Source organism: Fundidesulfovibrio terrae (assembly GCF_022808915.1).
GTDB classification, from domain to species: Bacteria; Desulfobacterota; Desulfovibrionia; order Desulfovibrionales; family Desulfovibrionaceae; genus Fundidesulfovibrio; species Fundidesulfovibrio terrae.
In genome coordinates this window covers 1,481,164-1,493,773 of record NZ_JAKZFS010000001.1, presented here as the reverse complement: position 1 = coordinate 1,493,773, position 12,610 = coordinate 1,481,164, and the positions used below count along the sequence as shown (strand labels likewise).

Sequence of the window (12,610 nt, the reverse complement as noted above, 5' to 3'; positions counted from 1 at the left end):
TCCACTTTTACTGCGCCGCGCGTGCTAAAGCCGCTCAAACACAAAAAAGGCCGCACCCTTTCGGGCGCGGCCTTCTTCATCTCGTCAATCTTTCCGGTCGCTTACTTGCGCAGCAACTAATCCCCCAGCACGTAGCTGAAGATCAGCGGCGCGACGATCGAAGCGTCAGAGTTGATCATGTACTTGGGCGTATCGATATCAAGCTTGCCCCAGGTGATCTTCTCGTTGGGCACCGCGCCGGAGTACGACCCGTAGCTGGTGGTGGAGTCGCTGATCTGGCAAAAGTACGCCCAGAACGGGGTGTCTTCCAGCTCCAGGTCCTGGATCAGCATGGGCACCACGCAGATGGGGAAGTCGCCGGCGATGCCGCCGCCGATCTGGAAGAACCCGATGGGGGTCTTCTTCTTGCCCATCTCGATGTACCACTTGGCCAGGTGCTCCATCTGCTCGGTGCCGTGGCGGATGGCGGCGTGGCTCTTCACGTTGCCCCGGATGATCTCGGAGCAGAAGATGTTGCCGAGCGTGCAGTCTTCCCAGCCGGGGGTGTAGATCACCACGCCCATTTCCTTGGCGGCCAGCACCCAGGAATCCTCGGCGGGCACCTGGAAGTGCTTCTCGATGCCGGGCTGGTCCAGCAGCTCGTACATGAACTCGTAGGGGAACTTGGGGGTGTTTTCCTCGGCGGCCTTCTTCCAGAGCCGGGTGATCTCGCGCTGCACCTGGCGCATGATGCCTTCGGGGATGCAGGTGTCGGTGACGCGGTTGAAGCCGTCGTCATAGAGCTCTTTTTCGGCCTCGGGGGAGAGGTCCCGGTAGTGGGGGACCATCTTGTATTCGTTGTGGTTGAAGAGGTTGAAGAGGTCCTCTTCCAGGTTCGCCGCCGTGCAGCAGATGGTGTGGACCTTGCCCGCGCGGATCATGCGCGAGAGGATGATGCCGATCTCGGCGGTGCTCATGGCCCCGGCCATGGTGAGGAACATCTGGCCGCCGTCGTCCAGAAGCTTGTTCCAGGCCCTTGCGGCATCCAACGTCTCACGGGCGTTGAAATGCCTGAAGTGATGGTCCATGAATTTGGAAATGGTGGTCATTGCCGCTCCTTTGCCGCTTATCGGGCGCGCGTCGGCGCTCTCTCTCGATATGTGGATTTGGTGCTTTGAAATGCTGTGCTCGCGCACGGGTTCGACGATACGGGAACATGCCGAACATGCCCTTGCCTCTGCCAAAGGGTGTCGTACATAACAGAAAAGCTCCGGGGGCGTAAAGTCTCTACAGGGGCAATCCTCGCCCGTCCCGGCACTTTCCCGCCGGGCGAGGCGCCTGGCCTGACGTCATTGCCATGTAACATGCGGCAGGTTAGGAGCACGAAACATTCACCAAGCGAAGACCACCGCCATGATCCAACAAGACGCTCCCTGGCTGGCCCATTACGACCCCAACGTCCCGGCCAGCATCACCTACCGCGACGAGCCCGTCACCGCCCTCCTGGACCGGGCCGTGGAGAACACTCCCGGCCGCACGGCCGTGGCTTTCCAGAACTGGCGCGTCAATTACGCCCACCTTCGCAGGCGCGCCGGGCGCTTCGCCGAGGGCCTGCGCCGCATGGGTGTCAAGCGCGGCGACCGCGTGGCCATCATGCTGCCCAACCTGCCCCAGACGGTGGTCAGCTACTGGGGGACGCTCTACGCCGGGGCCACGGTGGTGTTCGTCAACCCGCTCTACATGGAGACGGAGCTTAAGCACATCCTGGAGGACTCCGGGGCCAAGGTGCTTGTGGTGCTGGATCTCCTCTGGGCCAGGCACCGCGAGCTGCTCACCCGCATGCCGCTTGAGCGCATCATCGTCACACGGGTCAGCGGCGGGCTGGGATTTCCGCTCAACTGGCTCTACCGGCTCAAGGCCTGGCGCGAAGGGAAGCTCCCGAAACTCGGCGCGGACGGCAGGCGCGTGCTGGACTGGCAGGCGGCCTTCGCCCCCGACGAATATTACGACCGGGATTTCGATCCCGCCGAGCAGTTGGCCGCACTGCAATACACCGGCGGCACCACCGGCGTGTCCAAGGGCGTGATGCTCACCCACCGCAATCTGTCGGTGAATGTGCAGCAGTCCCGGGCCATCCTCCACGCCATCGGCGGCAGGCCTGAGGTGTTCCTGGGGCTTTTGCCCTTCTTCCACATCTACGGCCTCACGGTGAACATCAACTTCGCCACTGCCTGCGGGGCCACCATCGTCCCCCTGCCGCGCTTCGACCCGCTGGACACCCTCAAGGCCATACAGCGCCACAGGCCCACCATCTTCCCGGGCACGCCCTCGGTGTACATGGCGCTTTTGCAGCAGAAGGCCCTGCCCCACTACGACCTGAAAAGCGTGCGCTACTGCGTCTGCGGCTCTGCCCCGCTGCCCATCGAGGTCATGCGCCGCTTCTCCGAGGTGACGGAGGCCGAAATCATCGAGGGCTACGGGCTCACCGAGGCCTCGCCCATCACCCACTTCAACCCCATCGTGGGGAGCCGCAAGCCGGGCTCCATCGGCGTGCCCTTCCCGGACACCATCGCCCGCGTGGTGGCCCTGGACGGCTCAACCGCCCCGCTGCCTCCGGGCGAACCCGGGGAACTCATCCTCAAGGGGCCCCAGGTGATGCTCGGCTACTGGAACCGCCCCGAGGACACCTCCCAGACCATCAAGGACGGCTGGCTGCACACCGGCGACGTGGCCGTCATGGACGAGGACGGCTACTTCTTCATCGTGGACCGCAAGAAGGACCTCATCATCACCGGCGGCTACAACGTCTACCCGCGCGAGATCGAGGAGGTGCTGCACGAGCACCCCAAGGTGGCGGAAGTGGCTGCGGTGGGCGTGCCGCACCGCACCAGGGGCGAGGTCATCAAGGTGTACATCGTCCCCAAGCCCGGCCAGACGCTGGCCCGGGAGGAGGTTTGGGCCTTCTGCCGGGAGAAGCTGGCCTCCTACAAGACGCCCAAGTTCGTGGAATTTCGGGATGAACTCCCCAAGACTTTCGTGGGCAAGGTGCTCAAGCGGACCTTGCGGGCCGAAAACCACGAGGTGCGCCCGGCCTAGCGGTTTTTTGAGCCCTGTGGCATACCCGCCGGGCGGAGGACAACCATGGACTACGACGGTTGCGAAGACCTTTTCCACAACCCCGACGTCGGCCCGAAGCTCCTGGAGATGCTTGACGACTCCACCTGGGCCAAGGACTTCACCGAGAACGACGTCAAGGGGCTCTGCAAATACGTGCGACTGGCCCGTTTCCCCAAGGGGTCCATCATCTTCCATGAAGGCGATCCGGACGACTCCATGGCCATCATCCTGGAGGGCTCCATCGAAATCACCAAGCGCGACACCTCGCCCGACCACAAGCCCAAATGCCTGGTGCGCATCGGCCCTGGCCGCGCCTTCGGCGAGCTCGCCCTGATCGAAGGCCCGCCCCGCTCGGCCACGGCCAAGGCCTTGAACGACGTGTCGCTCTTGATCCTGACCAGGAAGATGTACGAGTCGCTGTGCGCCAAGGACACAGAACTGGCCCTCAAGGTGACCACCAACATCGCCCGGCTCATGAGCTTCAGGCTGCGCAACACCAGTGTGAAGCTGGTGGAATACTTGTAGCCACGGGGACAGCCCCCGGCGTGACAACCTGGCGGCCGTCGGCCGCCAGCTTCTTTTGAGGACCCATGAGCTACAGAAATCTTTCCGAGTGTCTGCGTGACCTGGAAGCGACCGGGCAACTCAGGCGCATCGACGTGGAGGTCGACGCCGACCAGCAGGTGGCGGCCATCCAGAGGCGCGTCTTCCGGGCCAATGGCCCCGCCATCCTGTTCACCCGCGTCAAGGGCACCCCTTTCCCCATGGTCGGCAACGTCTTCGGCACCATGGAACGGACGAAATTCATCTTTCGCAAGACGCTTCGCGCCATCGAGAGCCTCTTCAAACTGAAGCTCGACCCCACGGAGGCCTTCAAGCGCCCCTGGCGCCATCTCGGCGTCCCGGCGGCCCTGGTCCACGCCCTGCCCAGGCGGGTCAAGGACGGCCCGGTCCTGGCGAACCAAACCCGGATATCCCAGCTCCCCCAGCTCAAATCCTGGCCGAACGACGGCGGCGGCTACGTGACGCTGCCCCAGGTCTACACCGAGAGCCTGGCCCATCCGGGCTTCGCCCGCTCCAACATCGGCATGTACCGGGTCCAGCTCTCCGGGCAATCCTTCGAGCCGGACCGGGAAATCGGCCTGCATTACCAGATCCACCGGGGCATCGGGCACCATCATGGCGAGGCTTTGGCCCGGGGCGAATCGCTCAAGGTGAACATCTTCGTGGGCGGCCCGCCTTCCATGACCGTGGCAGCGGTCATGCCGCTTCCCGAGGGAATGCCGGAGCTCTTCTTCGCGGGAGCGCTGGGCGGGCGCAGGATGGACATGATCGACAGGCCTGGCGGGCTGCCCATCCTGGCCGAAGCGGATTTCTGCATCACCGGCCGGATCGCTCAAGGCCGCGAACTCCCGGAAGGTCCCTTCGGCGACCATCTCGGCTATTACAGCCTCGCCCATGATTTCCCGGTCCTGACGGTGGACAAGGTCTACCACAGGCCGGACGCGGTCTGGCCCTTCACCACGGTGGGCAGGCCGCCCCAGGAAGACACGGTCTTCGGCAAATTCATCCACGAGCTGACCGCGCCGCTGGTCTCCACCGTCTTCAGCGGGGTCCACGAGGTCCACGCCGTGGACGAGGCAGGGGTCCATCCCCTCCTGCTGGCCATCGGCAGCGAGCGCTACGTGCCTTACGCCGCCGAGAGGACTCCCCAGGAGCTCATCACCAACGCCCTCTCCCTGCTTGGCACCACCCAGACCTCCCTCTCCAAATACGTGCTCATCGCGGCCAAGGAGGACAACCCCTCGCTGCACTGCCACGACGTCCCGACCTTCTTCCGGCACATGCTGGAACGGATCGACCCGGCCAGGGACCTCCACTTCATCACCCGGACGACCATGGATACCCTCGACTACTCGGGCATAAGCCTCAACCAGGGGTCCAAGGTGGTCATCGCCGTCACGGGGGAGAAGCGCAGGGAGCTCGGGAGGGAGATGCCCACGGGACTGCGTCTCGCGGAGGGCTTCAGCCAGGCCCGCCTCTTCGCGCCGGGCGTCCTGGTCCTCCAGGGGCCGCCCCACGGCAGGGGCCGGGACGAGCATGACCCGCTCATGGAAGGACTGGCCCGGGCCATGACCGCGGAAGCGGGGCTCGAGGGCTTCCCCCTGGTCGTGGTGGCGGACGATGCGCCGTTCACGGCCGAATCCTGGGCGAACTTCCTCTGGGTGACCTTCACCCGCTCCGACCCGGCCACGGACACCTACGGCGTGGGCGAGTTCATCCACTGCAAGCATTGGGGATGCCGGGGACCGGTCATCATCGACGCGCGGCTCAAGACGTACCACGCCCCTCCCCTCGATCCCGATCCGGAGGCGGAGAAGTTCACTGACAGCCTCGGCGCGCCCGGGGGGCCGCTGCACGGGATTATTTAGGGGAGGAAGCCTCCGGCGGCCAAAGGGCTAGCGCCCTCTGGACTCCCTTTTCGCTTCGCGTCGAATGATGCGAAGCTATCTGGACGCAAAAGAAGGCAGGGAGCGCGCAAAGCCGCGCTTCCTGCCTTTATTATTCAATAATATTCTTTAGTTATCAGCGCTTGCACCGACGATGATCCGCCGGTGCGAGCGCCGCCTTGGGTGCGGCATCAGCGGCTCTGTGCGCGCCAGGCCCGTGTCCACTCACGAAACCCGCGAAGCCCATTGAGGGGGAAGGCGGGATCATCCCCCTGGCGGGAGAGTGCGGAGAGGGCAGCGCCCTCTTTGCCCGCCGGAGGCTTCTTCCCTCTTCGTCTCTCTTCTAGAACGACGCGCCGTTGAGCTTCCCGGCAAGATTGGTCTGCATGATGGAGGTCAGCTGCCCGGTGAAGTCGGTCCCTTGGGAGCCGTTCATGTAGTCGAGCAGGCTCATGCTGGCCTGACCGGCGTAGGCCTTGGCCAGGGTGCTGGCCGCCCCGCCCAGGTTGATGCTGGACATGGACCCGGAGAGTCCGGCGTTGGAAAACTGCGCGGCCATGCTTTTCAGCCCGTAGCTTTGCAGCGTGTCGGTGCACTGGCCGGCCGCATCGTTGAAATCCGAGGCTATCTGCTTGGCTCGGGTCTTGAACTCCTCAGGATCGGACTTCTCCAGCTTGGAAAGCGAACTGAGCAGCGTGCCCACCTGGGAGATGCTGGTGGGCGAGGCCCCGGAGCTGATTCCGGTGTACGCCGATGTGGCCGAAGTCGAACCGATGGAGGTCAGTGACGACGAATCGGACGTATCCTGGCTCTGATCGATGTCCAGGTAGCCCAGCGATGCGATGAGGCTCTGGGTGGTGATGCCGGTGACGCTCATGTTTTTCCCCTGTCTGACGTGCTGCCGGGAAGCAGCAAGATGCATTCCAGGGGAAGAAACGACCGGCCGCGCCTACGCGGTGAGGCCCTCCACGGAAGAAGCGTCGGATTGCGGGGTGGCGACGTTTCGCACCCTCGCCTGCCGGTAGGCGTCCAGGGGCGCGGACACGAAGCGGCACAGCAGGATCGACGCGACCACCACCATGCACACCGCGAAAGCCACGGGATGCGGCCCCTTGTACCAGTAGATGACCATCTGCATCACCAGGTAGTGGACGAGGTAGACGGGATAGGAAAGCTCGCCCACGGCCCGGTCCAGGGGGGAATTGCGAAACGCCTTGAACATCAGGGGCAGGCAGACCGGCACGCTCAGGTAGACCAGCACCGTCTTCACGGCTTCCGACTCGACCAGGTTGATGCCCATGAGCAGCACGAACATGGCCCCGGTGGCGCAGGCCATGGCAGAGCGCGAAAGCGCCATGTGTTCGATCCGCCTGTAATACCTGCAGGCTAGGACGCCTGTCAGGAACATCGCCAGTTCAAATCCCGGGAAGCGGAAAATCCAGTAGTCCGTGCTCGTGACCGTGGACGCCACGGCCAATTTCACCGCCAGGATGGCGGGGATGGCCGCAAGGATCGTCCTGGTCCGAAGCCGAGTAAGCCAGGGTGCCAGGGCGTAGAACATGAGCTCCACCTCCACGGACCAGGCTTGGGGGATGACCAGCATCTGCCACGGCGCCGCCAGGCCGTCGCCGGGCGGGCAGCCCAGGCAAAGCCCTCCGGAGGACGGATCGTATCGTAGAAGGAACATGAGGTCCTGTCCGATCATGGTCAGGTTGGACACCACGGCGTAGGCCCGCATGCCGGGGCCGCTCTTCGAGAACATGTCCACTGCCTCGGAAAGAAAGACCCAGTGTCCCTTGGCGGCGTACACGGCGAGGCTGAGCGCCGCGAAGATGAGCAGGATGGCCAGGTAGACGGGAAATATGCGCAGCGCCCTGTTGCCGTAGAATTTCCCGAGCCCGCCGGGTCCGGCGTATTTTCCGCCCAGGATGAAGGCCATGTAGAATCCCGAGATGGCGAAAAAGATTTCCACCGCCAGGAAGGAATCAGGGACGAACGCCAGGGCGGAGGTGGAGCCCGAGACGTTCATGAGGTGGTTCAGGCAGACCGAAAAAGCGAGGTAAAAACGAAGAATTCCCATGGTGTCGCATTATACGGCGGCGAATGTTTCGCGTGGGGCCGGATGCGCCGGTTTGGCCGGTCCCATGGCAAAGACGCTTCGCGTGGGTAACCGGTTACTGTATTGGTGAAAATCCATGCAACGTCAAGGCATGTGCCTTGCTTGTTCCCACCCTCGTAAACCGCGCCCGGAACATTTTGCCCTGTCCGGACGCCCGTACGGAGGGACCACCGTGATCACCGCGCTGGACCAGACCCAAGCCAACACTGCCCAGACCGATACGCAGTCAGCAGCCGCGACGACCGATTCCGCGTTGTTCGCCGCCCAACTGGCGCAGATTCTCCAGGCCAACGTCCAGGCCCGGAACGCGGCATCCCCGGATGCAGCCTCCCAAAGTACGACCGGCGTCCAGGCGCAGGCGGTGGACCCCAACGCCGTGCTGGCCGCCCAGATACAGACCAACCTGGCCACGGCCGCCGCTTCCCAGCCGACACGCACCTCTGAGGAGCAGAAGGCGTTCGACCACGACCTGCTCCTGGGAAGCTTGAATTTCCAGGCCAGCGTGGCCTTGAGCCAGGGAAACGCTCCAGCCTTCATGGCCTTCCAGGCCATGATCCTGCAGCAGACGGCTGCGTCCAATCCGTCCGCCACGCAACAGCCGACCGTCCAAACGCCGGCGGCTGCCGCAACGGTGAAGACGGCGTCAAAGAGCACGGCCACGGTGAAGACCGTCGCGTCCTCCACCTCCTCGGCGGTACAGGACGCGGCCAGCAACGCCGCCTCGTCCAGTTCGGCTTCGGCCGAGCTTGTGGACCAGCTCCTCTCCAACGCCAGCGCGGCGGATTCACCGGCCGCGCTCCCGGCGAGCAATGCCGCCACGTCCAACACGGCTGCGCCGACAGCCAGCAACGCCGCAATCTCGGCTTCGGCCCAGGCCAGCAATGCCGGGGCCGCCGGATCGGCGGCGCTTGACGACAGTTCCGGTACGGATGGGCTGGAGGCGCTCGATTTCATGGCCGGGGCGCTCGGAAACGAACTCGCGGGCCTTTCCGGAAACGACCTGGCCTCGGCACTGGACGATGTGGCCGCGCTGGCGTCGTCATGGAACCTTCCACAGGAAGCGGCCCTGCCAAGTCCGGACGCCGCCACCGCCGGGGACTTTCTGGTGGAGACGCTCAAAGCCGAAATCGCCGGACTCTCGGGAGACGACCGCACCCAAGCCCTGAACCGGCTGGCCCAACTGGCCCAGAAGTGGTCCGTGCCGCCCGGAGCCGCAACGCAGAACCAGCCTCCGGCCCAGGCCGCATAAGCCGCAAGACGCGGGCGCACAGCGCGATCATCTTCATTCCCGCCTCGAACGGAGGCGGAGATGAGCGCCGTTCCCAGGCGTTGCGCGGGAATCCTTCCGGCAGCACCATCGTGGGCACGGCCCTCCCGTCACGGCCGCGCCGCGCCCACCAGGCGCACACCAAAACGCAAAAGGCCGCTCCATCACGGAGCGGCCTTTCTCGTCACGGGAACCGTATCCCGGGGCTTACGGCTTCTGGGCCTTGCGCCGGGTGGGAATCTCGATTTCGTACTTCTGGATCTTGTAGTTGAGCGCCCGGCGGCTGACGCCGAGCAGCGGGGCCGCGTCCTTCTGCACCCAGTTGGACTTCTCCAGGGCGCGGATGATGGCCAGCTTCTCGCTCTCGTCCAGGGACATCGCCTCCTCACGGGACTGGCCCGGCTTCGTGGCGGGCATCACCTGGAGGTCGTCCGGGGTGAGCACCCCGTCATTGCAGATGACGATGCCCGCTTCGATGGCGTTCTTCAGTTCCCGGATGTTGCCGGGCCAGGCGTACCCCACGATGAAGTCCATGGTCGCGCCGGGAATGGTCACCGGGGGCATGTTCTGGGCCTTGCAGAAGGACTCGGCGAAATGGGTGGCCAGAAGCGGGATGTCCTCCTTGCGCTCGCGCAAGGGGGGCACGTTGATGGTGACGACGCGCAGGCGGTAGTAGAGGTCCTCGCGGAAATCTCCCTGTGCCACGTCCTGGGCCAGGTCGGCGTTGGTGGCCGCGATGACCCGGCAATCCACGGAAATTTCGCGCGTGTCGCCGATGCGCCTGATCTTTCGGTTCTCCAGGAAGCGCAGCAGGCGCACCTGCATCTCGGTGGAGATGTTGCCGATCTCGTCCAGAAAGAGCGTGCCCTTGTTGGCCTCCTCCATGAGGCCCTTCTTGTCCCGCACGGCATGGGTGAAGGAGCCCTTCACATGTCCGAAGAGTTCCGACTCCAGCAGCGTGGCCGGGGTGGAGCCGCAGTCCACCACCACCAGCGGGTGTTCGCGACGGGGGGACAGCGAATGGATCAGGTGCGCGATGCGCTCCTTGCCCGTGCCGGACTCTCCCAGGAGCAGCACGTTCACGTCGCGCGCGGCCACCTTCTCCACCATCTGGGCCAGCTCGCGCATGCGGGGGGACTTGGTCTCCCACATGCCGCCGTCCTTGCGGGGCGGAGCCGGGGCCACGAAGCTCGATCCCGGGCCGGACTTCTGGAGCACCGTGCTCACCTTCTCCAGGAGCTCGCGCCCCTCGAAAGGCTTGGTGAGGTAGTCCACCGCACCGCTCTTGATGGCCTGCACCGCGTCCTGGATGGACCCGTAGGCGGTCAGGAAGATGATGGGCAGCTTGGGGGCGGTCTTCTCCAGGCGCGCCTGAAGCTCCAGGCCGTCCAGGCCGGGCATGCGGATGTCGGAGATGACCAGGTCCACGGGCGTGCGCGCCAGGATGTCCAGGGCCTCGCGCCCGTCCGAGGCCAGGAGCACCTCGTATCCGGCCGAGGAAAGGCGCACATCCAGAACCTCCTGGATGTGCGGGTCGTCGTCTGCGACGAGGATGGTCTTGCGAAGCTGGGTGGCTGCCATGTCTACTGTGTGGACATCTTCTTTTTTTCCTGGATTTCCCTATGGATGGCTTCCAGGGCTTTGATCTGCTTCTGCAGGAGCATGACTTCTTTTTCCTTCTCCTGCAAGCGCCTGGCCATGTCCGCCTCACCGGGCTGCCGGGCGGCCTGGGGCTTCACGTCCCGTCCGTCCTTGGCCGGAGCGGCGAACCTGGGGTTCTGGATGAAGGGGGTGAGCATGCGCGGATCGGCCTGGTATTCCGAGCCGGAGGACGCCTGTTCCCAATCACGCCAGGCGGACTGGGCGGCCTTCATGTCCTCGGGTGTGGACGCTGCCGCCAGCTTGGCGCAGGCCAGGCCGAACAGGGCCTTGGTACGGAAGGAATGGTCGTCCAGCCGGCGCGCCAGGCTCTCGAAGAGCGCTGCCGCCACTTTGTAGTCGCCGCTCCAGAAGGAATGCAGGCCCTCGGTATAGACCGTGTCCACGTCCAGGGCGTCCGGGTTGATCATGGTCTGGGGCGCGGGCTCCTCCTGAACCGAGGAGGGTTTCTTGGGCGTGCAGGCAGCCGAAGCCAGGACGAGCAAAACCGCCAGGATCACGAGGCTGTTCAAACGGTTGGGGTGGATGGAATGCGCGTGCATGTTACTCTGTCTCCCTGGCGATGGGTATGGTGAAGAAAAAGGTGCTGCCCCGCCCGGGCCGGCTGGAAAGCCATATCTTGCCGCCGTGGGCTTCCACGATGTTCTTGGCGATGGAAAGGCCCAGGCCGATGCCGTCGGCGGATTTCTTCAGCTGCTCGCCCCGGTAGTACTTGTTGAACACCAGGGGCTGCTCTCCCTCGGGGATGCCGGGGCCGGAATCCACCACGGAGAAAAGCAGCTGGTTGCCGCCGTCCGCCAGTTGCAGCGACGCTTTCACGGTGCTGCCCGGCGGGGAGAACTTCACGGCGTTGCCGATCAAGTTCAAAAGGGCCTGGCGCAGGTGCTCGGTGTCGGCCATCACCGAGGGGACGTCGGGGACGCTGTGGGCGGTGATGGCGATCTTCTTGGCCTCGGCGCCGGGGGTGGCCTTGTCCACGGTCTCGTGGAGCAGGTGCACCGGATCGACCGGTTTGAAGCTCAGGTTGATGAAGCGCGAGGACATGCTGGAGACCTGCATGAGCCTCGAGAGAAGCTTGGAGATGCGCTCCATCTCGGAGGAGGCGATGTCCAGGAAGCGCTTTTGGCGGTCGTTGACCTCGCCCAGCACCTGCTCGCGCATGAGGTTCACCGACTCGCGGATGGAGGTCAGAGGGGTGCGTATCTCGTGGCTGAGCATGTCGATGAAGTCCGTACGCATCTTCTCTTCCTCGGTTAAGCGCGCGGTCATCTCGTTGAATGCCTGGGCCAGTTCGCCCAGTTCGTCGCGGGAGATCACCCGCACGGATTCGAGCTTGCCGTCCACGGTGAAGGATCGGATGCCCCGGCGCAGCTCGCGCAGGGGACGGAAAAGCGAATAGGTCAGGTAGACGCTGCCGAAAAGGGCCACGGCCATGGACACGCCAAGCCCGATCAGGCCGGCGCGCACGGAGCGCTCGCTCCAGGCGTAGAGCTCGCGCATGCTCGATTCAATGAAGCGCTCGTTGTCCTGCTTGGCGCTGGAGATGGTGCTCAGCCAGGCGTTGAGCTTCTCCTGCGGCACCCAGGGTTGGTGCGCCTTGGTGATCTCGGCCGGGTCGACCTGGTTGCCCATGGTCGCCTGGAAATCGTCCTGCAGCTTGCTCCAGACATCGGAGCCAGGATAGGTGAACCACTGGATGGAACTCAGGTTGCGCTTGTATTCCTTCAGGGCGGAGGTGAAATATTCCTTGTAGTTGTCCTGGCGCAGGACGTCGTACTTCTTCTGGTTCTCCTCCATGGAGAGCAGGCTGTCCACCATGGCCTGGGAGATGGAGAGCACCTCGAAGCGCACCTTCACCACCTCGCGGGAGATGTTCACGATGCCGCGCTGGTAGTCGAATATGTTGGATGTGGTGAAGTAGATGATCACCAGAATCGAGGTGAAGACCAGTATCAGCTTGAAGAGGATGCCAATCCTCAGAATGCGGGGTCTGGTGGGGAAGCGCATGGTGGTTTACGG

The 12,610-nt window shown here is 64.3% G+C and carries 10 protein-coding genes; 4 read left to right on the top strand and 6 right to left on the bottom strand.

From position 1 onward, the window contains the following. Nucleotides 1–116: 116 nt before the first annotated feature. A complete protein-coding gene (locus tag ML540_RS07005; protein WP_243359583.1) occupies nucleotides 117–1,088 on the bottom strand; it encodes a deoxyhypusine synthase family protein in 972 nt (323 codons plus the stop codon). A 304-nt stretch (nucleotides 1,089–1,392) separates the two neighbouring features. On the opposite strand from ML540_RS07005, the gene ML540_RS07000 reads away from it, so the two are divergent. The 3 genes from ML540_RS07000 to ML540_RS06990 all read left to right on the top strand — a co-directional run bounded on the left by ML540_RS07000 (nucleotide 1,393) and on the right by ML540_RS06990 (nucleotide 5,528). Continuing rightward, a complete protein-coding gene (locus tag ML540_RS07000) occupies nucleotides 1,393–3,075 on the top strand; it encodes a long-chain-fatty-acid--CoA ligase (protein ID WP_243359582.1) in 1,683 nt (560 codons plus the stop codon). Between the two features lie 45 nt (nucleotides 3,076–3,120). Next, nucleotides 3,121–3,621 (top strand): cyclic nucleotide-binding domain-containing protein, encoded by a 501-nt coding sequence (locus ML540_RS06995; protein ID WP_243359581.1) that lies wholly within the window; start codon nucleotides 3,121–3,123, stop codon nucleotides 3,619–3,621. A 65-nt stretch (nucleotides 3,622–3,686) separates the two neighbouring features. Then, a complete protein-coding gene (locus ML540_RS06990) occupies nucleotides 3,687–5,528 on the top strand; it encodes a UbiD family decarboxylase (protein ID WP_243359580.1) in 1,842 nt (613 codons plus the stop codon). A gap of 361 nt (nucleotides 5,529–5,889) precedes the next feature. Here the strand turns inward: ML540_RS06990 and ML540_RS06985 are convergent, their stop codons facing one another. Both ML540_RS06985 and ML540_RS06980 read right to left on the bottom strand, forming a co-directional pair. After that, nucleotides 5,890–6,423: a hypothetical protein gene (locus ML540_RS06985; protein ID WP_243359579.1), complete on the bottom strand. Its 534-nt coding sequence runs from the start codon at nucleotides 6,421–6,423 to the stop codon at nucleotides 5,890–5,892. Nucleotides 6,424–6,495: 72 nt separating this feature from the next. Next, nucleotides 6,496–7,626, bottom strand: a complete 1,131-nt coding sequence (locus ML540_RS06980) for an acyltransferase family protein (protein WP_243359578.1) — start codon at nucleotides 7,624–7,626, stop codon at nucleotides 6,496–6,498. Between the two features lie 211 nt (nucleotides 7,627–7,837). On the opposite strand from ML540_RS06980, the gene ML540_RS06975 reads away from it, so the two are divergent. Beyond that, complete coding sequence (locus ML540_RS06975; RefSeq protein WP_243359576.1) at nucleotides 7,838–8,914, top strand: hypothetical protein; 1,077 nt, start codon at nucleotides 7,838–7,840, stop codon at nucleotides 8,912–8,914. Nucleotides 8,915–9,139: 225 nt separating this feature from the next. On the opposite strand, the gene ML540_RS06970 is transcribed toward ML540_RS06975, so the two are convergent. The 3 genes from ML540_RS06970 to ML540_RS06960 are packed head-to-tail and all read right to left on the bottom strand — an operon-like array spanning nucleotide 9,140 to nucleotide 12,598. Then, entirely contained in the window at nucleotides 9,140–10,513 is a 1,374-nt protein-coding gene (locus ML540_RS06970) for a sigma-54-dependent transcriptional regulator (protein WP_243359574.1), read from the bottom strand. 2 nt (nucleotides 10,514–10,515) lie between these two features. Further along, nucleotides 10,516–11,133 (bottom strand): hypothetical protein, encoded by a 618-nt coding sequence (locus ML540_RS06965; protein WP_243359572.1) that lies wholly within the window; start codon nucleotides 11,131–11,133, stop codon nucleotides 10,516–10,518. A 1-nt stretch (nucleotide 11,134) separates the two neighbouring features. Then, nucleotides 11,135–12,598 carry a sensor histidine kinase gene (locus ML540_RS06960; protein WP_243359570.1) on the bottom strand — a complete coding sequence of 488 codons (1,464 nt, stop codon included), beginning with the start codon at nucleotides 12,596–12,598 and terminating at the stop codon, nucleotides 11,135–11,137. Nucleotides 12,599–12,610: the final 12 nt, after the last annotated feature.